The organism is Leclercia sp., assembly GCF_036780805.1.
Classification (GTDB): domain Bacteria; phylum Pseudomonadota; class Gammaproteobacteria; order Enterobacterales; family Enterobacteriaceae; genus Enterobacter.
This window is the reverse complement of the sequence record NZ_DAIQCE010000004.1, coordinates 123509-148010: the sequence shown is the minus strand read 5'-3', so window position 1 is coordinate 148010 and position 24502 is coordinate 123509. Positions and strand designations below refer to the sequence as shown.

Below are 24502 nucleotides of genomic sequence, written 5' to 3'. Positions count from 1 at the left end.
ACATGGCAGAAAAACAAACAGCGAAAAGGAATCGTCGCGAAGAAATACTTCAATCTCTGGCTCTGATGCTTGAATCCAGCGATGGCAGTCAACGCATCACCACCGCGAAACTGGCCGCCTCTGTGGGCGTGTCGGAAGCGGCGCTGTACCGTCATTTCCCCAGCAAAACGCGGATGTTCGACAGCCTGATCGAGTTTATCGAAGACAGCCTGATCACGCGTATCAACCTGATCCTGAAGGATGAAAAAGACACCACCGCACGGCTGCGTCTGATTGTTCAGCTGATCCTCGGTTTCGGCGAGCGCAATCCGGGTTTGACCCGTATCCTGACCGGCCACGCGCTGATGTTTGAGCAGGACAGGCTGCAGGGGCGTATTAACCAGCTGTTTGAGCGCATTGAAGCGCAGCTGCGCCAGGTATTGCGCGAAAAGAAGATGCGTGAAGGCGAGGGTTATAGCATGGATGAATCGCTGCTTGCCGGGCAGGTGCTGGCCTTCTGTGAAGGAATGCTCTCCCGCTTTGTGCGCAGTGAATTCAAATATCGCCCAACGGATGATTTTGACGCCCGCTGGCCGTTAGTCGCCGCGCAGCTGCAGTAAAATACAGCATGCAGCCAGCGCATGGCTGCATGTTCTTCTCCCGCGATTTGTCATTAAGCCCAATACAATTCGTTGAATTGCCAGATGTTCCACGCCGTAGGCTCTCCTAACATCCGCTAAACGGATCGAAAACCCACGGCAAGGAAAAAACGATGGCAACCTCACGACGTGATTTACTGAAACTGGGCAGTCTGGCGACGGCATCTCTGATGCTAAGCCCAAAAAGCGTAGCGGCCTGGGCCCCCTCTGCACGTTATCCCGATCCGCGCATCATCGCGGTGGATGATAGCTTTCGCCGCTATATGCTTTCCAGCGCGAAGGTTGAACAAATCGCCACTGGCAACCGGTGGGCAGAAGGACCGGTTTGGTTTGGCGACATGCGGATGCTGCTATGGAGCGATATCCCCAACAATGCCATCATGCGCTGGAATGAAGTGACAGGTGAAACCGATGTATTCCGCCATCCCGCCAACTATACGAATGGCCACGCCCGTGACAGGCAAGGCCGCCTGATAAGCTGTGAACACGACACCCGCCGCATTACCCGCACCGAGTTCGACGGCACCATCAGGGTGCTGGCCGACAGCTTCGATGGCAAGCCCCTCAATTCGCCAAATGATATTGTGGTGAAATCAGATGGCTCCGTCTGGTTCACCGATCCCCCCTTCGGCATTGCAGGCTTTTATGAAGGTCATCAGGCCACCCCGCAGCTGCCGCAGAATGTTTATCGCCTGGATCCCGAAAGCCGCAAGCTGGAGGTCGTGCTGGGGGATGTGAAAGGGCCGAACGGCCTGTGCTTCTCACCCGATGAAAAAACCCTGTTCGTGGTGGAGAGCCGCGCGACACCAAACCGGCTGATTCTGGCGTGGGATGTGGTGAATAACACCCTGCAAAACAAACGGGTGCATATCGATTGTGGCAACGGTACGGCGGATGGCATCGCCTGCGATGTTGATGGCAATTTGTGGTGCGGATGGGGGACGGGTACCGAAGAACTTGATGGCGTGCGCGTTTTCAATCCACAGGGAAAACACATCGGCACCATCCAGCTGCCGGAACGCTGTGCGAACCTGTGCTTCGGCGGTGAACAGCGCAATCGCCTGTTCATGGCCTCCAGTACCTCAATCTATTCGCTCTACGTGAACACCCAGGGGGCGAAGTTGATTTAAGCCAATCCCGGCAGCTGGCTGCCGGGATTAAAAATCAAACGCCGAATGCTTCCCGATAGGCGCGTACTGCCGCCAGGTTTTCCGCCATCTCCGGTTTCTCTTCCAGCCAGACAATCAGGTCTTTCAGAGTGATGATTGAGGTCACTTTGCAGCTGTAGTCGCGCTCCACTTCCTGAATGGCAGAAATATCGCCACGTCCGCGTTCCTGGCGGTCCAGCGAAATCAGTACGCCCGCCAGCGTTGCGTTGTTCGCCTGGATAATCTCCATCGATTCACGTATGGCGGTACCCGCAGTGATCACATCGTCCACCAGCATGACGCGGCCCTGCAGCGCGCTACCGACCAGATTACCGCCTTCGCCATGGGTTTTAGCCTCTTTACGATTAAAGCAGTACGGCACGTCGCGATCGTGATGCTCCGCCAGCGCTACGGCGGTGGTGGTGGCAATCGGAATACCTTTGTACGCCGGGCCAAACAGCAGGTCGAATTCAATCCCGGAATTCACCAGCGCTTCGGCATAGAAGCGACCTAACAGTGCCAGATCGCGCCCGGTATTAAACAGCCCGGCGTTAAAGAAATAAGGGCTCTTGCGCCCGGATTTCAGCGTAAATTCGCCAAACTTAAGTACCTGCTTGCTAAGCGCAAACTCAATAAACTGGCGCTGATAGGGTTTCATGGATTCGCTCCTCATCTTACTTATGCTTTTCTACGGACAAAAAAAAGGCGACTCATCAGTCGCCTTTAAAATCAATTTTCTAACGCCGCCTTCTGCGTCGTTACGATAGATTCGATTCCCTCTCGGGCTAACGCCAACAGCGCGAGAAGTTCTTCATGGGTAAACGGCTCACCCTCTGCAGTGCCCTGCACCTCGATGATACGACCGTCTTCGGTCATCACCACGTTCATGTCGGTTTCTGCCGCGGAGTCTTCAACGTACTCCAGATCGCACAGCGCTTCGCCATTAACGATCCCAACAGACACCGCCGCAACCATGCCTTTCAGCGGGTTAGCTTTCAGCTTACCGGCCGCGACCAGTTTGTTCAGGGCATCGGCCAGCGCTACACAGGCACCGGTAATGGAAGCAGTGCGGGTGCCGCCGTCTGCCTGGATCACGTCGCAGTCCAGGGTGATGGTGAATTCGCCCAGCGTTTTCAGATCAACCGCAGCGCGCAGCGCACGCGCGATCAGACGCTGGATTTCCATGGTGCGGCCGCCCTGTTTACCCTTCGCCGCTTCGCGGGCGTTACGGGTATGGGTCGAGCGTGGCAGCATGCCGTACTCAGCGGTGATCCAGCCCTGCCCCTGGCCTTTCAGGAAGCGTGGCACACCCTCTTCGATGGAGGCGGTGCACAGCACTTTGGTGTCACCAAATTCAACAAGCACAGAGCCTTCAGCGTGTTTTGTATAGTTACGGGTCAGGGTGACGGGGCGCACCTGGTTGGCGCTACGACCTGATGGACGCATGATGATATCTCCGGCTTGAAACGAATGTGGCTGCGCATTATACGGATTAAACGCGCTTATTCCTATCCTGAGAAAGCCCCGAAAGCTATAATCCCCCCATCTCTCCTTAAAAACGGAAATGTCTATGATCCGCAGTATGACCGCCTACGCCCGCCGTGAAATCAAGGGAAGCTGGGGCAGCGCGACCTGGGAAATGCGCTCGGTAAACCAACGCTATCTTGAAACCTATTTCCGTATGCCGGAGCAGTTCCGCAGTCTTGAGCCTGTGGTTCGTGAGCGTATTCGTGCTCGCCTGACGCGTGGAAAGGTTGAATGCAACCTGCGTTTTGAGCCTGATGCAAGCGCGCAAGGGGAGCTGATCCTCAATGAAAAACTGGCTAAACAGCTGGTGAACGCCGCTAACTGGGTCAAAATGCAGAGCGACGAAGGCGAAATCAACCCGGTAGATATTCTGCGCTGGCCAGGGGTGATGGCGGCTGGCGAACAGGATCTGGACGCGATTACCACTGAGATCCTGGCTGCGCTGGACGGTACGCTGGACGATTTCATCGTTGCCCGTGAAACCGAAGGTCAGGCGCTGAAAGCCCTGATCGAGCAGCGTCTGGAAGGCGTGAGCGGCGAAGTGGTGAAAGTCCGTTCCCATATGCCAGAGATCCTGCAGTGGCAGCGTGAGCGTCTGGTCGCCAAGCTGGAAGATGCCGAAGTTCAGCTGGAAAATAACCGTCTCGAGCAGGAGCTGGTACTGATGGCCCAGCGTATCGATGTTGCCGAAGAGCTGGACCGTCTGGAAGCACACGTCAAAGAGACCTACAACATTCTGAAGAAGAAAGAGGCCGTAGGCCGCCGTCTCGACTTTATGATGCAGGAGTTCAACCGCGAATCGAACACCCTGGCGTCGAAATCAATCAATGCCGAAGTGACTAACTCAGCCATTGAGCTGAAGGTGTTGATTGAACAAATGCGCGAGCAAATTCAGAACATCGAATAATCATGATGGGTAGCTCAGCGTGAGTTACCCATTAGTTTTTCTCATGCCATAAACTATCGTTCAAGAATAATTCTTAGCTCATCACTGATAAAAATGCCGTTAACGGATTAGCTTAACTAAGCTAAAAATCTTCGCCTTAGAAAATCTCAATCGTGATCTGCTCCACAAAAGGCTACTCTGCTGCGAGTTTTCTGGGGGGCGACAATGCTTTTACACATTCTTTATCTGGTCGGAATTACGGCCGAAGCGATGACCGGTGCGCTGGCTGCCGGGCGTCGTCGTATGGACACGTTTGGTGTCATCATTATCGCCACCGCAACGGCACTCGGCGGGGGTTCTGTTCGCGATATCTTGTTAGGGCACTATCCTCTCGGCTGGGTCAAACATCCAGAGTATGTTGTGATTGTTGCTGTTGCTGCTGTGCTCACGACCATTGTTGCCCCTGTGATGCCCTATCTTCGACGTCTGTTTCTGGTACTGGACGCAATAGGCCTGATCGTGTTCTCTATTATTGGCGCGCAGATTGCGCTGGATATGGGGGAAGGCCCGATCATTGCAACTATCGCCGCCGTGGTGACCGGCGTATTTGGCGGCGTTCTGCGCGATATGTTCTGTAAGCGTATCCCGCTGGTTTTCCAGAAAGAGCTTTACGCCGGCATCTCGTTCGCTGCGGCCTTGCTATACATCGCATTGCAGCATTACGTCTCGAACAATGATGTCATCGTGATTACGACGCTACTCTTTGGTTTTACCCTGCGAATGATGGCACTGCGCTTAAAACTGGGGCTACCCGTTTTTCATTACACACACGATTCGCACTGAGTTTTTAACAAAAGGATAAGAGGAAAATGGACAGAAAAAAGCATTTTTGTGGGCTTATAATATATCGAAAAGCGAATACAATACCGCTCTGTCACCCTCTTGAAAATTTGCATTAAGAACTGATGTCATTTGCTAAAGCCTCTGTCCTTATCATAGATAAAAAGATCTGCAGCCATTTTTTAATCCTGCTGCTGAGCTCTGTATTGATTCAACTATGGCCGGTGTATTTCACGCAACCGGCTCGTTTTATGGTGCGCATTGCGATTTGTAATAGCCTGCTGTTGCTGGCTGCTGCCGCTATCTATCGCTACCTTCCCGGTAAGATTATTGCCTTCGCACTGACTGTTCTGTTGACGCTTAATTTTGCGTTTGCGTTCAGTACGTGGAATGTTTACCAGAGCGAATTCAACACCGTTTTTGCCATGAGCATCCTGGCGACCCACATTGCTGAAGCTAAAAGTATGTCGGGGCTCTATATCAATAGCCTACCCGTTGTCATCGCCTATTTTGTTATTACATGGTATGCCATTAAGTCTCTCAGCGAGAATCTGTCTGACCGGGCAAAAACCATCAGCATGGTATTACTGGTTGGCTATATGGGCTGGTACTCCACCGCAAACTGGCTTAAAAAGCGCAAGGACCTGGAGGTCTACTATCCGCTAAGTTCGCGGATCCTGACTAATACGCCCTTTTACATCGGTTCCGAATTTATTATTGCTCACCGGGATAACGCGTTAGCTGACAAAATCACCCAGCAAAATGTGCATTATCCGGCCCTGCAATATCATCGCACCGGTATCGAAAACTACGTGGTTATCGTCGGGGAATCTGCGCGTCGCAGCAATATGCAGCTTTATGGTTTCAACCAGGACACCACGCCGGTCGAGTCGTCTTTTAAAAAGAACGCGCTGATCTTCAGGAATGCCATTGCCCCCGCATCGGCCACGGTGCTGGCGGTTCCAATGATTCTCAGCCAGGCTGACCCCGATAATTTCACTGTAGACAAACTCGCCGACAATGTTGTCAGCATTGCCAGGAAAACCGGCTATTACACGGAGTGGATCAGCGCGCAAGGCAACTCAGGAAAGAGCAATAATTATATTGCGGCCATTGCTTCCACTAGCCAAAAATTGCACTGGATTAATACACAATATGACACCGAACTTTTACCCGCTCTTGAAGAGGCACTAAAAAACCCCGGTAAAAAATTCATTGTCCTGCACATTAATGGCAGCCATGAAATGGCCTGTGACCGCTACCCTGCATCAGCAGGCGTTCTTGATACAGGAAATAAGTACGAAGATTGCTATAACAATGCGATTCGTTATACCGATTACTTTATCGGCGAAGTGGCTAAACGCTTGCAAAACACTGCCTCTTCAATCCTTTATTTTTCCGATCACGGCCTGGAAAAAAATCCACAGCTGGAATCTATTTATATGCATGGTTCTCGTAATCCAAGTAAAGAGGCTTACGAAGTCCCGCAGTTCATCTGGTACAGCCAGCCGGCACTTTCCAGCCAAAAACGGCGGTTAGGGTGGATTAATGACGCCTGGTCCACCACAAATAACTATTGGTTGATGCTTAACTGGCTTGGCGTCTCTACCGGGAATGAACATTGTCTTTCAGTGCTGGAAACCTGCTACCAGGAGCCAACGTCCCTTCCGGTTATGGATGGCGGACGTCATATCTTCGATTACAACCAGTTACGCGATACCTTTAGTTCAAAAGATAAAAAAACGCCCTGGCGGAAAGCACAACCCGGATCGCTTTAAAAGCCCTGGATGCCCTGTTCTCCCAGCCAGGCCGCCAGGGCGGCGATCGCAGGATCATGAAAAAACGCGACCAGCTTTTGTGCCTTTTCCGTGCCGACGCCGGGAAGCTGCTGCCAGCTTCCCACATTTTTATCGCGTAACTGCTGCCAGGAGTGCTCAGTAAGCGCTTTTACTGCGGCTCCCGGCAAAGGAACGCCCATCGCAACAATCCACCGTATAAAGGGCTGCTTACGAGCGAACTCAAAACGATGCCACAGGGTTAAGCCCCGCGTGGCATTCATTCCCGGCGTGTTCTGGAGCTGCTCTTTAGTCCACCCGAGCCACGAAAAAATGTTCTCCAAATGAAGGGCTTGATGTAATAGCCGCCAGCTCGACTCACCTGCCCCTTCAATATCGAGCACGTGTTTCGAACTCATCCAGGCCAGCCGGGCCATAAACTGCTCGTGGCATTCCGGCGAGGCAGTGAAACAGGTGAGCGGCGTAAAACGCGGTTCCGGCGGGACCGGTTTTTGTCGGTCGATTCCTCGCCAGACGACTTTATCCACCCGTGGGATCCCCTGCCCGGCCAGGCTGACCTGAACCTGATCGCCCGGCGCAATATCCAGTGCCTGCCAACGACCCACCGACCCCAGACTGACGCGCTGCACCCGTTTATCATCAAGCTGCACGGGCTCGAGGGTGGCGACCACCGCAATCCTGCCGGTACGCCCCACGGCAAAGTTGATAGCCCGGACCTCAGCGACCCGTGCGGCCGGGGCATATTTCCAGGCCACTACCCAGCTGCCATCCCCGGGCATCCAGCGGCTGCCTGCGGGCTCCTGTGCCGAGCGGATAATAATTCCATCGGTGACAAAGGGCAGAGGCGACGTCAGCCAGCGGTCACGCATTTTTTCAGCCTCCTCCACTGAACTGACCCGCTGCGTCCAGGGTTCGGTCAGGGTGAAGCCCGCCCGGGTTAAGGCCTGCAGGCGTTCGTCCATCGCGGTGGGACCGTCCGGCCAGGCCCAGATAAAAATACCGATGTGATCCAGGACGGTACTGGCGTCCTGCCGCATCATCGTCCCGGCGACTTTTGCCCGCGCGTTCATGCCGCCCATCTGGTGCTGGATATGGTTATCGCGGCGTAAGAAGAGTTCCCCCTGCAACACGCTGTTGGCGAGCGGGCCTGTTACCCGAGCGGGCACTGAGGCGATGCGCTTCACTTTTGCCGTCCAGTCTTCACCTTTCAGCCCGTCGCCCCGGCTGGTAGCCTGCACCAGTTGCCCCTGACGGTAGACCAGGGTCACCGCCACGCCGTCCACCTTTGGCTGGATCCACAGGTCGCGACGCGAACGCATCCACTGCCGCAGCCCGGTTTTATCGGCCACCTTCGTCACCCCGGTATGGCTGACAGGGTGCCTGACCGAACCCTGCACAGGTGCCAGCGCGTCTGTCGTCGGTTCATCGCCAAAGCAGTGCCGCCACTGTTTCAGCCGCGCCGCCAGTTGGTCATAGACGTCGTCGTTCACGTCGCTGACGCCCTGCTGCCAGTACGCCTTGTCCCAGCGGGCCATTTGCGCACTGAGCCGGGCGATCTCCTGCTCTGCCTGCGCGGGTGACCAGACCGGGCATACCGCAAGCCCCCAGCTGCTCCAGAGCATCATAAGTACACTAAAACATCGCCGCATCGTCGTCCCTCCCTGTTTCAGAAGGGGTATAACGCGGTGCGAAACCCAATGCCACAGGCAAAACCAGACTTTACGAGCCCGCATCAGGACTTTGATTCTGTTGCAGCAAACGGTGGAGAAAAGCGGAAAAGAGAGAGCAAAAATCAACTAAGAAGCGGAAAAAGTGTGACAAAGGCTACGTCACGAAGCGGCGACGTGTATAATAAGCCCGTATGTAGGACTTTCTTCGCTAACACATACAAAAGACTCTCATGGCTCAAGGCACGCTTTATATTGTTTCTGCCCCTAGTGGCGCGGGTAAATCCAGCCTGATTCAGGCACTGTTAAAAACCCAACCGTTGTACGATACCCAGGTATCGGTTTCTCACACCACGCGCGCGCCGCGTCCGGGTGAGGTGCACGGTGAACACTATTTCTTTGTCGATCACGACGAATTCAGAACGATGATTGGCAGAGATGCGTTTCTTGAACACGCGGAAGTCTTTGGTAACTACTACGGTACCTCGCGTGAGACTATCGAGCAGGTACTGTCGACCGGCGTGAACGTGTTCCTTGATATCGACTGGCAGGGCGCACAGCAGATTCGTAAGAAAATGCCTGATTCGCGCAGTATTTTTATTTTACCGCCGTCGAAAGATGAGCTGGATCGCCGTCTTCGTGGCCGCGGCCAGGACAGCGAAGAGGTTATCGCAAAACGTATGGCTCAGGCAGTTGCGGAAATGAGCCATTACGCCGAATATGATTACCTGATTGTGAATGATGATTTTGACGCCGCCCTGAGCGATCTCAAAATTATCCTTCGCGCCGAACGTCTGCGCATGAGCCGCCAGAAGCAGCGACATGACGCATTAATCACCAAACTGTTGGCAGACTGAACCCACATTCAGTATCATGCCCAGTCATTTCTTCATCTGTGGAGCATTTTAAGTATGGCACGCGTAACTGTTCAGGACGCTGTAGAGAAAATTGGTAACCGTTTTGACCTGGTGCTGGTCGCCGCGCGTCGCGCTCGTCAGATGCAGTCAGGCGGTAAAGATCCACTGGTACCGGAAGAAAACGATAAAACTACCGTTATCGCACTGCGCGAAATCGAAGAAGGTCTGATCAACAACCAGATCCTCGATGTTCGTGAGCGCCAGGAGCAGCAAGAGCAGGAAGCCGCAGAACTGCAGGCCGTTACCGCCATTGCTGAAGGTCGTCGTTAATTAAACCTGCGGGTCGCCCTTGTATCTGTTTGAAAGCCTGAATCAACTGATTCAAACCTACCTGCCGGTAGACCAGATTAAACGTCTCCAGCAGGCGTATCTCGTTGCACGTGACGCTCACGAGGGCCAGACACGTTCAAGCGGTGAACCCTATATCACGCACCCGGTAGCGGTGGCCTGTATTCTGGCCGAGATGAAACTCGACTACGAAACGCTGATGGCCGCCCTGCTGCATGATGTGATCGAAGATACCCCCGCCACCTACCAGGATATGGAACAGCTGTTTGGCAAAAGCGTTGCCGAGCTGGTGGAAGGGGTCTCTAAGCTTGATAAGCTGAATTTCCGCGATAAGAAAGAGGCGCAGGCCGAAAACTTCCGCAAAATGATCATGGCGATGGTGCAGGATATCCGCGTCATTCTGATCAAACTCGCTGACCGTACCCACAATATGCGCACCCTGGGCTCGCTGCGCCCGGACAAACGTCGTCGCATTGCCCGTGAAACCCTCGAAATCTACAGCCCGCTGGCGCACCGTTTAGGTATTCATCACATTAAAACCGAGCTGGAAGAGCTGGGTTTTGAAGCGTTGTACCCGAACCGCTTCCGGGTGATCAAAGAGGTGGTGAAAGCCGCGCGTGGTAACCGTAAAGAGATGATTCAGAAGATCCTCTCTGAAATCGAAGGACGTTTGCAGGAAGCCGGTATCCCCTGCCGCGTCAGCGGTCGCGAAAAGCACTTGTACTCCATCTACTGCAAAATGGTGCTCAAAGAGCAGCGTTTTCACTCGATCATGGATATCTACGCGTTCCGCGTGATCGTCCACGACTCCGACACCTGCTATCGCGTGCTCGGTCAGATGCACAGCCTGTATAAACCGCGTCCGGGTCGGATGAAAGACTATATCGCCATTCCAAAGGCGAACGGATATCAGTCTCTCCACACCTCGATGATTGGCCCGCACGGCGTGCCGGTTGAGGTGCAGATCCGTACCGAAGATATGGATCAGATGGCGGAGATGGGTGTTGCCGCGCACTGGGCCTATAAAGAGCGTGGCGGCGAAAGCAGCACTACCGCGCAGATCCGCGCCCAGCGCTGGATGCAGAGCCTGCTGGAGCTGCAACAGAGCGCCGGTAGCTCGTTTGAATTTATCGAGAGCGTTAAATCCGATCTCTTCCCGGATGAGATTTACGTTTTCACGCCAGAGGGGCGTATTGTCGAGCTGCCTGCTGGCGCAACCCCGGTCGACTTCGCTTACGCCGTGCATACCGATATCGGTCATGCCTGTGTCGGCGCGCGCGTCGACAGGCAGCCGTACCCGCTGTCACAGCCGTTGACCAGCGGCCAGACGGTGGAAATCATTACTGCACCTGGCGCACGTCCGAACGCGGCGTGGCTCAACTTTGTCGTGAGCTCGAAGGCTCGCGCCAAAATCCGCCAGCTGCTGAAGAACCTCAAACGCGACGACTCCGTCAGCCTGGGCCGTCGTCTGCTCAACCACGCGTTGGGCGGCAGCCGTAAGCTGGCCGAGATCCCGAAAGAGAACGTGCAGCGTGAGATAGAGCGTATGAAGCTCGCCACGCTTGACGATCTGCTGGCGGAAATCGGTCTGGGTAACGCGATGAGCGTGGTGGTGGCGAAGAACCTGCAGCAGGGCGAAACCTCTGTGCCGCAGCCGTCATCAACCAGCCACGGCCATCTGCCGATCAAAGGCGCCGACGGCGTGTTGATCACCTTTGCCAAGTGCTGCCGACCGATCCCCGGCGACCCGATTATTGCCCACGTCAGTCCTGGTAAGGGCCTGGTTATCCACCACGAGTCCTGTCGTAACATCCGTGGCTACCAGAAAGAGCCTGAGAAGTTTATGGCGGTAGAGTGGGATAAAGAGACCGAGCAGGAGTTCATCACCGAAATCAAGGTGGACATGTTCAACCACCAGGGTGCGCTGGCGAACCTGACGGCGGCAATCAACACCGCCTCTTCCAACATTCATAGCCTGAATACGGAAGAGAAAGATGGTCGTGTCTACAGCGCCTTTATTCGTCTGACCGCGCGGGACCGTGTGCATCTGGCGAACATCATGCGCAAAATCCGCGTGATGGCCGACGTGATCAAAGTCACCCGTAACCGAAACTAGGTCCAAACACAAAAGCATTCGAATTGCATCAAGGCGGCAAGCGAATGAATTCCCTGGAGCGTACAGAAGTACGTGACTGGGGTGAGTGAGAGCAGCCAACGCCGAGGCAATTTGAAGGATGAAGTGTTTATGAATTCAACACGTTATGCCAGGATTAGCGAAATGCTCGCCAGGCGTCAGCCCGATCTGACGGTCTGCATGGAGCAGGTGCATAAGCCTCATAACGTCGCTGCTATCGTCCGTACTGCAGACGCCGTCGGTGTGCATGAAGTGCACGCCGTCTGGAAGGGCACGCGGATGCGGCCCATGGCCTCGGCTGCCGCAGGCAGCAACAGCTGGGTACAGGTCAAAGCCCACAACACGATTGGCGAAGCCATTTCGCATCTGAAAGGGCGCGGCATGCAGATTCTGGCGACCCACCTTTCCGACAAAGCCGTCGATTTCCGCGAGATTGATTATACCCGCCCGACCTGCATTCTGATGGGTCAGGAGAAGACGGGGATCACCCAGGAAGCCCTGGATCTGGCGGATCAGGATATCATCATTCCGATGACCGGCATGGTGCAGTCCCTGAACGTCTCCGTGGCCTCCGCGCTCATTCTGTATGAAGCCCAGCGCCAGCGCCAAAATGCCGGGATGTACAAACGCGAGAACAGCATGCTGCCGGAAGACGAGCAGCAGCGCCTGCTGTTTGAAGGCGGTTATCCGGTGCTGGCCAACGTGGCGAAGCAGAAAAGATTACCCTACCCCCACGTGAATATGCAGGGCGAAATTGAAGCCGATGCGACGTGGTGGGCCACCATGCAAGCGGCGAAGTAATCATGCAAGGCCGCCTGCTGGATGCGGTGCCGCTCAATTCCCTGACGGGCGTTGGTGCGGCCCAGAGCAGTAAACTGGCAAAAATCGGCCTGCATACCGTGCAGGATCTCCTCCTGCATCTCCCCCTGCGTTACGAAGACCGCACTCAGCTGTATCAAATTGGCGATCTGCTGCCCGGGATTTATGCCACGGTTGAAGGCGAAGTCCTGAACAGCAACATCACCTTCGGCGGTCGCCGGATGATGACCTGCCAGATCAGCGACGGCTCCGGCATCCTGACGATGCGCTTCTTTAACTTCAGCGCGGCAATGAAAAACAGCCTCGCCGCCGGGCGACGGGTGCTGGCCTACGGCGAAGCCAAACGCGGGAAATACGGCGCGGAGATGATCCACCCGGAATACCGCGTGCAGGGCGATCTCAGTACCCCGGAGATGCAGGAGACGCTGACCCCGGTCTACCCGACTACCGAAGGCATCAAGCAGGCGACGCTGCGCAAGCTGACCGATCAGGCGCTGGAGCTGCTCGACACCTGCGCCATTGCCGAACTGCTGCCGCCCGAGCTGGCGCAGGGGATGATGAGCCTGCCGGAGGCGTTGCGCACCCTGCACCGCCCACCGCCGACGCTGCAACTTACTGATTTAGAGAGCGGGCAACATCCGGCCCAGCGCCGCCTGATTCTGGAAGAGCTGCTGGCGCATAACCTGAGCATGCTGGCGCTGCGCGCCGGTGCCCAGCGTTTTCACGCCCTGCCGCTCCCGGCCCGTAACGAATTAAAAGATAGACTGCTGGCCTCGCTGCCGTTTAAACCTACCGGGGCGCAGGCCCGCGTGACCGCCGAGATCGAGCGCGACCTGGCCCTGGACGTGCCGATGATGCGTCTGGTGCAGGGCGACGTTGGCTCCGGTAAAACGCTGGTGGCCGCCCTGGCCGCGCTGCGTGCCATTGCGCACGGCAGACAGGTCGCCCTGATGGCGCCGACCGAACTGCTGGCCGAGCAGCATGCGAATAATTTCCGCAGCTGGTTTGCCCCGCTGGGCGTAGAAGTGGGCTGGCTGGCCGGGAAGCAAAAAGGCAAGGCGCGGCAGGCGCAGCAGGACGCCATCGCCAGCGGTCAGGTGCAGATGATTGTCGGCACCCACGCCATCTTCCAGGAGCAGGTGCAGTTCCACGGCCTGGCGCTGGTGATCATTGATGAGCAGCACCGGTTTGGCGTGCATCAGCGTCTGGCGCTGTGGGAAAAAGGACTCCAGCAGGGGTACCATCCGCACCAGCTGATCATGACCGCGACGCCGATCCCGCGCACCCTGGCGATGACCGCCTATGCCGATCTCGACACCTCCACCATCGACGAGCTGCCGCCGGGCCGTACGCCGGTGACCACCGTCGCTATCCCGGACACGCGCCGCAGCGACATCATCGATCGCGTGCGCAACGCCTGCCAGGAAGGCCGTCAGGCCTACTGGGTCTGTACCCTGATTGAAGAGTCGGATCTGCTGGAAGCCCAGGCGGCAGAAGCCACCTGGGAAGAGTTAAAGCTGGCCCTGCCAGAGCTGAACGTCGGCCTGGTACATGGCCGCATGAAGCCTGCCGAGAAGCAGGCGGTGATGCAGGCCTTCAAGCAGGGCGATCTGCATCTGCTGATCGCCACAACCGTAATTGAAGTTGGGGTGGATGTGCCTAACGCCAGCCTGATGATCATTGAAAACCCGGAGCGCCTGGGCCTGGCGCAGCTCCACCAGCTGCGCGGTCGCGTCGGACGTGGCGCGGTGGCCTCGCACTGCGTGCTGCTCTACAAAGCCCCGCTGTCGAAAACCGCCCAGAAACGTCTGCAGGTGCTGCGCGACAGCAACGACGGCTTTGTGATTGCGCAACAGGATCTGGAGATCCGCGGTCCTGGCGAACTGCTCGGCACCCGCCAGACCGGCAATGCCGAGTTTAAAGTGGCCGATTTGCTACGCGATCAGGGCATGATCCCCGAAGTTCAGCGTCTGGCACGCCATATCCATGAACGCTACCCCGACCAGGCGGCAGCGTTAATCGAGCGCTGGATGCCCGAAACCGAGCGCTACTCCAACGCCTGATCAGCCAAACATCGGCAGCATCAGATAGAGTTTGATCACCAGCGCGTTGACGATATCAATAAAGAACGCCCCCACCATCGGCACCACCAGAAACGCCATATGCGACGGACCGAAACGCTCGGTGATGGCCTGCATGTTGGCGATCGCCGTCGGCGTGGCCCCCAGACCAAAGCCGCAATGCCCTGCCGCCAGCACCGCCGCGTCGTAGTTTTTGCCCATCATCCGCCAGGTCACGAACACCGCGTAGAACGCCATAAACAGGGTCTGCACGGCGAGAATCGCCAGCATCGGCAGCGCCAGCGAGGCCAGCTCCCACAGCTTGAGGCTCATCAGCGCCATCGCCAGGAACAGCGACAGGCAGACGTTGCCCAGCACCGATACCGCCCGCTCAAAGACGCGATAAAAGCCCATCAGCGCCAGTCCGTTGCTGAGGATCACCCCCACAAACAGCACGCAGACAAAGGTCGGCAGCTCAAATGCGGTCCCCACCAGCAGTTGCGCAATCACTTTACCCACCGTCAGGCAGATGGCGATAAGCGCAATGGTTTCGATCAGCACGAGGGAGGTAATGATGCGTCCGACGTCCGGCTTTTCAAACGCTAACGGCACCGCTTCATCTTCCGGGCAGCCGTTCGGGGTTGCGGAGTGCTTCACCAGATAGCGCGCCACCGGCCCGCCGATCAGCCCGCCCAGCACCAGCCCGAAGGTGGCGCAGGCCATCGCCACTTCGGTGGCGTTCTCGAAACCATAGCGCTCGATAAACAGCTTGCTCCACGCCGCCCCGGTGCCATGTCCGCCGGAAAGGGTAATAGAGCCAGCCAGCAGGCCCATCAGCGGGTCCAGCCCCAGCAGGGAGGCCATGCCGATACCGATGGCGTTCTGCATCACCAGCAGCCCGACCACCACAATTAAAAACACCCCCAGCACTTTGCCGCCTGCCCGCAGGCTGGCGAGGTTGGCGTTCAGGCCGATGGTGGCGAAAAAGGCCAGCATCAGCGGGTCTTTCAAGGACATATCAAAGTTGATTTCCCAACCCATGCTTTTGTTCAGCACCAGCAGCGCAACGGCGGCCAGCAACCCGCCTGCAACGGGCTCCGGGATGGTGTATTTTCTGAGAAGGGGGACACTGTGAACCAGTTTACGGCCAAGCAGTAAAACCAGCGTTGCCGCAACGAGGGTCGACAACGTATCGAGATAAATCATAGTGGGCTCCTTGTATGGCACGTGCTCCATCAACATGCGCGTTTTCCTGTGCCGTTTGCGCGACTTAAACGCAATCGGGAGCAGGAGTGTAATGAACTTTGTCATGGCGTGACAGAAAAGCCGCACGAAGCAGATGGTTTTCTCTACGATTTTTGCGAGCAATCGTTTGCTTTTCTCATCCACTCCGCTAAAATGCCCGCTTTTCTTCCTGGGGATCGCAGCAGATGTCCGTTAACGCCGTAGAACAGCAAGATGCGCAACCGATTGCGCAGCCGCATAACAGTGAACTGATTTACCGTCTCGAAGACCGCCCGCCGCTGGCGCAGACCTTGTTCGCCGCCTGTCAGCATCTGCTGGCGATGTTTGTGGCCGTCATCACCCCTGCCCTGCTGATCTGCCAGGCGCTCGGCTTACCGGCGCAGGACACCCAGCACATCATCAGCATGTCGCTGTTTGCTTCGGGCGTGGCCTCCATCATTCAGATTAAGGCCTGGGGTCCGGTGGGTTCCGGTCTGCTGTCGATTCAGGGCACCAGCTTTAACTTTGTGGCTCCGCTGATCATGGGCGGTACGGCGCTGAAAACCGGCGGCGCGGATGTGCCGACGATGATGGCGGCGCTGTTCGGCACCCTGATGCTGGCAAGCTGCACCGAGATGGTCATCTCCCGCGTACTGCACCTGGCGCGCCGCATTATTACTCCGCTGGTCTCCGGCGTGGTGGTGATGATTATCGGCCTGTCGCTGATTCAGGTCGGTTTGACCTCCATCGGCGGCGGTTATGCGGCAATGGCCGACCACACCTTCGGTGCCCCGAAAAACCTGCTGCTGGCGGGCGTGGTGCTGGCGATCATTATTCTGCTCAACCGTCAGCGTAACCCGTACCTGCGCGTCGCCTCGCTGGTGATCGCCATGGCGGCAGGCTATCTGGCCGCCTGGGCAATGGACATGCTGCCGCAGTCTGCCGCTGCGACCGACAGCCCGCTGATCGTGGTCCCGACCCCGCTCTACTACGGCCTGGGTATCGACTGGAACCTGCTTCTGCCGCTGATGCTGGTGTTTATGATCACCTCCCTGGAAACCATCGGGGATATCACCGCCACCTCCGACGTCTCTGAGCAGCCGGTCTCTGGCCCGCTGTACATGAAGCGCCTGAAGGGCGGCGTGCTGGCTAACGGCCTGAACTCCTTTGTCTCCGGCGTGTTCAACACCTTCCCGAACTCCTGCTTTGGCCAGAACAACGGCGTGATCCAACTGACCGGCGTGGCCAGCCGCTACGTGGGCTTTGTGGTGGCGCTGATGCTGATCGTGCTCGGGCTGTTCCCGGCGGTAAGCGGCTTTGTGCAGCACATTCCTGAGCCGGTGCTGGGCGGCGCAACGCTGGTCATGTTCGGTACCATCGCGGCATCGGGCGTGCGTATCGTCTCCCGCGAGCCGCTGAACCGCCGTGCCATCATGATTATCGCCCTGTCGCTGGCAGTGGGTCTGGGTGTGTCTCAGCAGCCGCTGATCCTGCAGTTCGCCCCGGACTGGGTGAAAAACCTGCTCTCTTCCGGCATCGCCGCCGGCGGGATCACCGCTATCGTTCTGAACCTGATTTTCCCGCCAGAAAAGAACTAATCTCTTTCACGGCAGCAGGCAACTGCTGCCGTAACCCGGAATTCCGCTCTTCCCGCCTTGAGCATTGCGTATAAATCGTGCATAACTCCTTTATGTGCGTTTTACGTGATGGAAGACCATGAAATTTATTGGAAAGCTTCTGGTCGGTATTCTGGCCGTTCTGCTTATTGCGATCCTCGCGCTCTATATCCTCGTTCAGACCCGCTGGGGCGCGGCGCAGGTCAGTAGCTGGATCACGGTAAACACCGACTACGAACTCAATTTCGACCTGATGGATCACCGCTTCTCGTCGCCCACGCACCTGGTGCTGAAAAACGTCACCTTCGGGCGCGACGGTCAACCTGCGACCCTGGTCGCAAAAATGGTCGATATCGGCGTGAGCAGCCGCCAGCTCACCGATCCGCTGCACATGGATACCATCGCCCTGTTTGACGGCACGCTGAACCTCTCGCCGCAGACCGCCCCCCTTCCCTTCCAGGCCGATCGCCTGCTGCTGAACAACATGGCCTTTAACAGCCCGAATACTGCGTGGGATCTGAGTGCGCAGAAGGTGACCGGCGGCGTGCGCCCGTGGCAGCCCGAGGCGGGCAACGTGCTGGGTAAAAAAGCCAACATCCAGATCAGCGCCGGGTCGCTGACGCTGAACGGCGTACCGGCCAGCAACGTGCTGATCGAGGGCGAGCTGACCGACAAAGAGGTGGTCCTGACCACCATCGGTGCCGACATGGCGCGGGGCTCGCTCACCGGCACCGCGCGCCGCGACGCCAACGGCGGCTGGAAGGTGGACAACATGCGCCTGAACGAGATCCGCCTGCAGAGCGATAAATCGCTGTCCGACTTTTTTGCCCCGATCACTACCCTGCCGTCGTTGCAGATTGGCCGCCTCGACGTGACCGACGCCCGCCTGCAGGGGCCGGACTGGGCGGTCACCGACCTCGATTTAAGCTTGCGCAACCTGACCCTGACCCACGGCGACTGGCAGAGCGAGGACGGTCGCCTGTCGATGAATGCCAGCGAGTATATCTACGGCTCGGTGCATCTGTTCGACCCGATCCTCAACGCCGAATTTTCTCCGCAGGGGATCGCCCTGCGCCAGTTCACCTCACGCTGGGAAGGCGGGATGGTGCGCACCTCCGGCAACTGGTTGCGCAGCGGTAAAGCGCTGGTGCTGGATGATGTCGCCGTCGCCGGGCTGGAATACACCCTGCCGGAAAACTGGAAAACGCAGTGGATGGAGTCCCTGCCGGAGTGGCTGCACAGCGTCACGCTGCGCAAATTCAGCCTGAGCCGTAACCTGGTGATCGATGTTGATTCCACCTTCCCGTGGCAGGTCACCGCCCTTGACGGCTACGGCACTAACCTGCAATTAGCGAAAGACCGCCAGTGGGGCGTGTGGGCGGGCACCGCCACGCTCAACGGCGCGGCCGCCACTTTTAACCGCGTGGACGTGCGCCGTCCGTCGCTCTCCCTGACGGCCAATGCCTCGACGGTGAATATCAATGAGCTGAGCGCCTTTACCGAGAAAGGCATTCTGGAAGCGAAGGCCAGCGTCTCGCAGACGCCGGGGCGGCAGACCACCATTAACCTGACCGGACGCGGCGTACCGTTGAACGTGATCCAGCAGTGGGGATGGCCCGCATTGCCGGTGACGGGCGACGGTAATTTCCAGCTCACCGCCAGCGGCAATGTGCAGAAAGATTCGCCGTTGAAGCCAACGGTCAACGGCAGGCTGAATGCGGTGAATATGAATAAACAGCAGGTCACGCAGACGATGACGGGTGGGGCGGTGAGTACGGTTGAGCAACAACCCTCACCCCAGCCCTCTCCCTGAGGGAGAGGGAGTAAACCAGCCGGGTGGCGGCTTCGCCTTACCCGGCCTACAACATCAAAACCGTAGGCCCGGTAAGCGCAGCGCCACCGGGCGTTTTACAGACGGCTCAGAGATGAATAACTACCTCTTCCCCTTCGGCTTTCACCAACACGCCCCACTCGCTTCCTGCATGAGATGCGCCTTTCACGCCGCTAATCTGATGCACATTGCGCAAACAGACCGACCAGCTCCGAGCCTCGCCACTGCCTTTTAACGTCAGGGTATTGCCGCTGCGCGTCGCGGTCAGGGTAAAGGCCACGGCACCGTTAGCCGCAGGCACTTCGCTTACCGCCGTGGCGCCATCGTCGAGGTTAAACAGCTGGAAAGCGGTGCCTTCGTTCCACGCATAGTCCGGCTTCTGGTCGTTGTTGCCCAGCGCCAGCAGGGTGTTGTCGCGCACATAGACCGGCAGGCTCTGGAAGTCGTGCTGCTGTTTGTGCCAGCGGCTGCCCTGGATTTCGTCGTTGTGCCACAGGTGCGTCCAGCGCCCTTCCGGCAGGTAGAACTGCACGTCGCCCGCCTCGCTGAACACCGGAGCCACCATCACCGCATCCCCCAGCATGTACTGACGGTCGAGGTAGTCGCAGGCCGGATCGTCCGGGAACTCGAGCATCATCGCCCGCAGCATCGGCGTACCGAACTCACGGGCCAGCGCTGCCTGGCGATAGAGGTACGGCATCATCCGACATTTGAGCTGCGTAAAGTGGCGCACCACGTTGCAGGACTCGTCATCGTAGGCCCACGGCACCCGGTAGGATTTACTGCCGTGCAGGCGGCTGTGGCTGGAGAGCAGCCCGAACGCACACCAGCGTTTGTAAACGTGCGCCGGGGCGGTGTTTTCGAACCCGCCGATATCGTGGCTCCAGAAACCGAACCCGGAGAGCCCAATCGACAGCCCGCCGCGCAGGCTTTCGGCCATCGACTCGTAGTTGGCGTAGCAGTCGCCGCCCCAGTGCACCGGGAACTGTTGCGCGCCCACCGAGGCCGAACGGGCAAACAGCACCGCCTCTTCCTCGCCCACCGTCTCTTTCAGCACGTTCCACACCAGCTCGTTGTAGATGTAGGCGTAGTGGTTGTGCATCTTCTGCGGATCGGAACCGTCGAACCACTGCACGTCGGTCGGGATACGCTCGCCGAAGTCGGTTTTAAAGCAGTCGACGCCAATATCCACCAGGCCTTTCAGCTTGTCGACATACCATGTACAGGCTTCCGGGTTGGTGAAGTCGTAGATCGCCAGCCCCGGCTGCCACTTATCCCACTGCCACAGGGATCCGTCCGGGCGTTTCAGCAGGTAGCCCTTCTCTTTCAGCTCTTTAAAGATCGGTGATTTTTGCCCGATGTACGGGTTGATCCACACGCAGACCTTCAGACCTTTGTCCTTCAGGCGGCGGATCATCCCTTCCGGGTCCGGGAAGGTCACCGGGTCCCACTCGAAGTCACACCACTGGAAGGCCTTCATCCAGAAGCAGTCGAAGTGGAAGACGTGCAGGGGCAGATCGCGTTCGGCCATGCCGTCGATAAAGCTGTTCACCGTTGCTTCGTCGTAGTTGGTAGTGAACGAGGTGGTGAGCCACAGGCCAAACGACCACGCGGGCGGCAGCGCCGGACGGCCGGTGAACCGGGTATAGCGGTTAAGCACCTCTTTCGGCGTCGGGCCGTCGATCACGAAATACTCCAGATACTCGCCTTCCACGCTGAACTGCACTTTGGAGACTTTCTCAGAGCCGATTTCAAACGAGACGTTTTCCGGGTGGTTCACCAGCACGCCGTAGCCGCGATTGGTGAGGTAGAACGGGATATTCTTGTACGACTGTTCGGTGCTGGTGCCGCCGTCGCGGTTCCAGGTTTCGACCGTCTGGCCGTTGCGCACCAGGGCGGTAAAGCGCTCGCCGAGGCCGTAGACGGTCTCGCCCACGCCCAGATCCAGACGCTCGAACAGATAGTTGCGATCGCTGTTGCCGTCCTGCACGTAGCCGTTGTTTTTCAGCTGGCTGCCGGTAATGCGCTGACCGTCACGCAGGAAATCGAGCGCCCAGAACTCGCCTTTGGTAACGCGCACGCTGATGTTGCCGCTTTTCAGCTCGGCAAACTCAGCGTTGTTTTCAATCTGCACCTTGACGTCTTTCAGGACGTTGAGCGGGTAGTGCGGGCCCTTATCCAGCGCGCCCTGGAAGTGCTCGATGCGCACCCCGACAATCCCCTCCTGCGGCGCAAACAGGCGCACCGTGAACATCAGGGTATCGAGCTGCCAGGTGCGCTCACGCACGTCGCGCGGGGCGACATAGACCACCAGGTCGTTGCCCTGCTGCTCCACATCGAATACCTGCACCGGGTAGGTCACGTTCAGACCCGGTTGAATGAGCCAGTTTCCATCACTGATTTTCATGCTTTCGTCCTCTTAGTTCTGCAATTCTTTGCTGACCGGCAGATTTTCAAATTCCTGCTGGTTACGACGCGCGCCCTGTGCCAGATCGTTCATGATTTTCATCAGGAATGGCGTTTTCAGGCTGTAGTAGCGTTTGGCGATCACCGCGCTCAGCAGATAGCAAGCCGCCGGGACCAGGGTAAACAGGGCAATGATGATGCTGATGGTGGCGCTGTTCTGGGTTTTGGCTGCGGCATCGTAGCCGCCGCCTGCCAGCATCCAGCCGATGAGCGCTCCGCCCAGGGCCAGGCCCAGCTTGAGCACGAACAGCGTGCCCGCAAAGCTGATGCCGGTGAGGCGTTTGCCGTTAGTCCACTCGCCGTAATCGACGGTATCGGACATCATCACCCACTGGATCGGCGTCACCAGCTGGTGCAGGACGCCAATCACGAAGATAAAGCCGAACATGGTGATGCTGGCCTGCATCGGCACGAAGAACATCGCCACGCTTGCCACCGCCAGCAGGGCGTTGGTCCACCAGAAGACGCTGACTTTGCATTTCCAGTCGGTGAGCGGTTTCGCCAGCGCGGAGCCAATCAGGTTGCCGACGCAGTAGGTGGTGAGGAAGGCAACGAACAGCTCCGGCGAGCCCATGATCCAGGTGACGTAATACATCATCGCCCCGCCGCGCACGCAGACCGCCAGAATATTGAGGATGGTGAGCAGCCCGACGATGCGCCACTGGTCGTTGTGCCAGATGTCGCGCAGATCTTCACGCATGGAGGTGGTACTTGGCGGCACCTGGATGCGCTCTTTGGTGGTGAAGAAGCAGAACGCCAGCATCAGGAAGGCCACCACCGACAGCACCGCGATGCCGCCCTGGAAGCCGAGCGCTTTATCCTCGCCGCCAATCATATTCACCAGCGGCATCATCAGCACCGTGGAGAGCATGCCGCCCGCCGTCGCCAGCACAAAGCGCCAGGACTGGAGGGAGATACGCTGCGTCGGGTCATTGGTGATCACCCCGCCCAGTGCGCAGTAAGGGATGTTGACCACGGTATAGAGCAGGGTCAGCAGGGTGTAGGTGACGGCGGCGTAGATCATTTTGCCGTTCAGGCTGAGGTCCGGCGTGGTGTAGGCCAGCACGCAGACCAGGCCAAACGGGATGGCGCCGAACAGGATCCACGGGCGGAACTTACCCCAGCGGCTGCGGGTGCGGTCGGCCAGCAGCCCCATGCAGGGGTCGGAGATGGCATCCAGCGCGCGCGCCAGCAGGAACATGGTGCCGACGAACCCGGCGGGGATACCGAAGATATCGGTGTAGAAGAACATCATGTAGAGCATGACGTTGTCGAAAATGATGTGACTTGCGGCGTCACCCATGCCGTAACCAATTTTCTCTTTGACGGATAAAACTTCGCTTTTCATTGTTATTCCTTCACGCGTAGGGCGCTGAGACCGGTTACAGGTTTTGTAAACCATTCACCAACTGCCAGGTATTCCGTTTTCTGGTTACGTTTTTACGATTCTTGTTTTTTGTGATCGCGGTAAAACTGCGGACAGGAAAAATGTAAGCTGAGGATTTTGTTGAGATTTACCTTGGAAGGGGTAACGCAGGTCAAAAAAGGGGTGAAATAAGTGTGCGAAAGGTTGGGGTAAATGATTGAAAGTAGCTATAATGCGCCCCGCCTCCATGTAGCAATCGAGGCGCGGAAGATCGTCATCTCCGGTGAGGTGGCTGGACTTCAAATCCAGTTGGGGCCGCCAGCGGTCCTGGGCAGGTTCGACTCCTGTGATCTTCCGCCAAAATTGCCTCTTATTACTAACGATATCTATAAGGCCGCTTCGAATTTGTTAACATTAATTCGTTCGTAATAATTGAGTTGAATACTCCTTGATCTAAAAAATAAAGAAGTTGCTTAATATCTTTTTTTTGACTTGGCATAATTATTTTCCTTGACCCATTACTTTCAGATATGTGTAGTTGATAACCAATATTATCAGCACAGTCTTTTAGTTTATCTATTGTATGATCTTCTAATATTCCTGAACTCATAATAAGAGAAACCTTCTTTTTAATTGAAGAATCTGCATTCTCAATGAAATTATCTTGATTACTTACTTCAAAAATATCATTACTGATAAATGAAGCTAAATCTTCACGTGTCGCTTCATTAAAATACTCTTCCATATTGAAAAATCTGCGGAGCATGAAAAAGCTTTTAAAGATAAGTTTATCTCCAATAAGTAATGCTGTGAGCCTATCACTTAAAGAAAAACCGGGTCGGTTGGAAACACTAAATCTATTGTTTGGCTGAGTCACCATTTGAAATAGTGATCTCTCGTTATTTATAATTTGTCTTCTATCAAAGGATTGAATCAAAACTTTAGCCGGATGGTTATCATGCTCTGGGATGCCAGAAAAAATAGCTTTGAAATAATGTACAGAAATCTCCTGTGGATCCCATACAGGAATTGCATCTGGAGTCTGAATAGCATTCAGTACACCTATCTCATCATCAAAACCATTAATAACGAAATATTCATTATCCCTGACCGAGTAAGAAGCACAAAATTCTACCTCCTCATCATCGTCACCATAAAAATTGGCCTCTTGATTTAAAAATATTTCCTCAACCACCGGCTGGGCTAAGGCATCAATATCGATCTTAACAATTCTACGCGGAATGCTGCTGTCTGTAATTGCAAAAAGTTCCATAATTTC

The 24502-nt window shown here is 56.5% G+C and carries 19 protein-coding genes and 1 tRNA gene; 13 read left to right on the top strand and 7 right to left on the bottom strand.

Annotated features, from left to right (window positions below; all coding sequences use genetic code 11):
• Positions 1–2 precede the first annotated feature (2 nt).
• Together slmA and V7Q49_RS13525 are read left to right on the top strand one after the other, a co-directional pair.
• Entirely contained in the window at positions 3–599 is a 597-nt protein-coding gene (gene slmA / locus V7Q49_RS13530; protein WP_032615703.1) for a nucleoid occlusion factor SlmA, read from the top strand.
• A 152-nt stretch (positions 600–751) separates the two neighbouring features.
• Entirely contained in the window at positions 752–1768 is a 1017-nt protein-coding gene (locus V7Q49_RS13525) for an SMP-30/gluconolactonase/LRE family protein (protein ID WP_333852674.1), read from the top strand.
• Positions 1769–1802: 34 nt separating this feature from the next.
• Here V7Q49_RS13525 and pyrE read toward each other — a convergent pair whose 3' ends face one another.
• Both pyrE and rph read right to left on the bottom strand, forming a co-directional pair.
• Complete coding sequence (gene pyrE, locus V7Q49_RS13520) at positions 1803–2444, bottom strand: orotate phosphoribosyltransferase (protein ID WP_333852672.1); 642 nt, start codon at positions 2442–2444, stop codon at positions 1803–1805.
• A 71-nt stretch (positions 2445–2515) separates the two neighbouring features.
• Positions 2516–3232, bottom strand: a complete 717-nt coding sequence (gene rph / locus V7Q49_RS13515; RefSeq protein WP_032615700.1) for a ribonuclease PH — start codon at positions 3230–3232, stop codon at positions 2516–2518.
• Between the two features lie 124 nt (positions 3233–3356).
• Here rph and V7Q49_RS13510 point away from each other — a divergent pair, with 124 nt between their 5' ends.
• From V7Q49_RS13510 to V7Q49_RS13500, 3 genes are all read left to right on the top strand, one after another.
• On the top strand, positions 3357–4220 hold the full coding sequence (locus tag V7Q49_RS13510) for a YicC/YloC family endoribonuclease (protein ID WP_333852669.1): 864 nt from the start codon (positions 3357–3359) through the stop codon (positions 4218–4220).
• 204 nt (positions 4221–4424) lie between these two features.
• On the top strand, positions 4425–5042 hold the full coding sequence (locus V7Q49_RS13505) for a trimeric intracellular cation channel family protein (protein ID WP_333852667.1): 618 nt from the start codon (positions 4425–4427) through the stop codon (positions 5040–5042).
• A 122-nt stretch (positions 5043–5164) separates the two neighbouring features.
• Positions 5165–6817 (top strand): phosphoethanolamine transferase, encoded by a 1653-nt coding sequence (locus tag V7Q49_RS13500; RefSeq protein ID WP_333852665.1) that lies wholly within the window; start codon positions 5165–5167, stop codon positions 6815–6817.
• Here the strand turns inward: V7Q49_RS13500 and ligB are convergent.
• Positions 6814–8484 carry an NAD-dependent DNA ligase LigB gene (gene ligB / locus V7Q49_RS13495; protein ID WP_333852663.1) on the bottom strand — a complete coding sequence of 557 codons (1671 nt, stop codon included), beginning with the start codon at positions 8482–8484 and terminating at the stop codon, positions 6814–6816. The genes V7Q49_RS13500 and ligB overlap by 4 nt on opposite strands.
• A gap of 251 nt (positions 8485–8735) precedes the next feature.
• Between ligB and gmk the strand changes: the two genes are divergently transcribed.
• The 5 genes from gmk to recG all read left to right on the top strand — a co-directional run bounded on the left by gmk (position 8736) and on the right by recG (position 14723).
• Positions 8736–9359 carry a guanylate kinase gene (gene gmk, locus V7Q49_RS13490; protein WP_333852661.1) on the top strand — a complete coding sequence of 208 codons (624 nt, stop codon included), beginning with the start codon at positions 8736–8738 and terminating at the stop codon, positions 9357–9359.
• Between the two features lie 54 nt (positions 9360–9413).
• The gene (rpoZ, locus tag V7Q49_RS13485) at positions 9414–9689 is read left to right on the top strand and encodes a DNA-directed RNA polymerase subunit omega (protein WP_032615688.1); all 276 of its coding nucleotides are present in this window, start codon (positions 9414–9416) and stop codon (positions 9687–9689) included.
• A 19-nt stretch (positions 9690–9708) separates the two neighbouring features.
• A complete protein-coding gene (spoT, locus tag V7Q49_RS13480; RefSeq protein WP_106995430.1) occupies positions 9709–11823 on the top strand; it encodes a bifunctional GTP diphosphokinase/guanosine-3',5'-bis pyrophosphate 3'-pyrophosphohydrolase in 2115 nt (704 codons plus the stop codon).
• A 129-nt stretch (positions 11824–11952) separates the two neighbouring features.
• A complete protein-coding gene (gene trmH / locus V7Q49_RS13475; RefSeq protein WP_333852658.1) occupies positions 11953–12642 on the top strand; it encodes a tRNA (guanosine(18)-2'-O)-methyltransferase TrmH in 690 nt (229 codons plus the stop codon).
• 2 nt (positions 12643–12644) lie between these two features.
• Positions 12645–14723 carry an ATP-dependent DNA helicase RecG gene (gene recG / locus V7Q49_RS13470; protein ID WP_333852656.1) on the top strand — a complete coding sequence of 693 codons (2079 nt, stop codon included), beginning with the start codon at positions 12645–12647 and terminating at the stop codon, positions 14721–14723.
• On the opposite strand, the gene gltS is transcribed toward recG, so the two are convergent.
• Positions 14724–15926 (bottom strand): sodium/glutamate symporter, encoded by a 1203-nt coding sequence (gltS, locus tag V7Q49_RS13465; RefSeq protein WP_333852654.1) that lies wholly within the window; start codon positions 15924–15926, stop codon positions 14724–14726.
• A gap of 224 nt (positions 15927–16150) precedes the next feature.
• Here gltS and V7Q49_RS13460 point away from each other — a divergent pair, with 224 nt between their 5' ends.
• Both V7Q49_RS13460 and V7Q49_RS13455 read left to right on the top strand, forming a co-directional pair.
• On the top strand, positions 16151–17542 hold the full coding sequence (locus V7Q49_RS13460) for a nucleobase:cation symporter-2 family protein (RefSeq protein WP_333852652.1): 1392 nt from the start codon (positions 16151–16153) through the stop codon (positions 17540–17542).
• Between the two features lie 118 nt (positions 17543–17660).
• The gene (locus tag V7Q49_RS13455; protein ID WP_333852650.1) at positions 17661–19373 is read left to right on the top strand and encodes an AsmA family protein; all 1713 of its coding nucleotides are present in this window, start codon (positions 17661–17663) and stop codon (positions 19371–19373) included.
• Positions 19374–19479: 106 nt separating this feature from the next.
• On the opposite strand, the gene yicI is transcribed toward V7Q49_RS13455, so the two are convergent.
• Complete coding sequence (yicI, locus tag V7Q49_RS13450; protein ID WP_333852648.1) at positions 19480–21798, bottom strand: alpha-xylosidase; 2319 nt, start codon at positions 21796–21798, stop codon at positions 19480–19482.
• Between the two features lie 12 nt (positions 21799–21810).
• Entirely contained in the window at positions 21811–23205 is a 1395-nt protein-coding gene (locus V7Q49_RS13445) for a glycoside-pentoside-hexuronide family transporter (protein ID WP_333852646.1), read from the bottom strand.
• A gap of 283 nt (positions 23206–23488) precedes the next feature.
• Here V7Q49_RS13445 and V7Q49_RS13440 point away from each other — a divergent pair.
• Positions 23489–23583 (top strand) — tRNA-Sec (locus V7Q49_RS13440).
• Between the two features lie 16 nt (positions 23584–23599).
• Here V7Q49_RS13440 and V7Q49_RS13435 read toward each other — a convergent pair.
• Positions 23600–24496, bottom strand: coding sequence for a Kiwa anti-phage protein KwaB-like domain-containing protein (locus tag V7Q49_RS13435; RefSeq protein ID WP_333852643.1), 897 nt, complete (start codon positions 24494–24496; stop codon positions 23600–23602).
• Between the last annotated feature and the right edge of the window lie 6 nt (positions 24497–24502).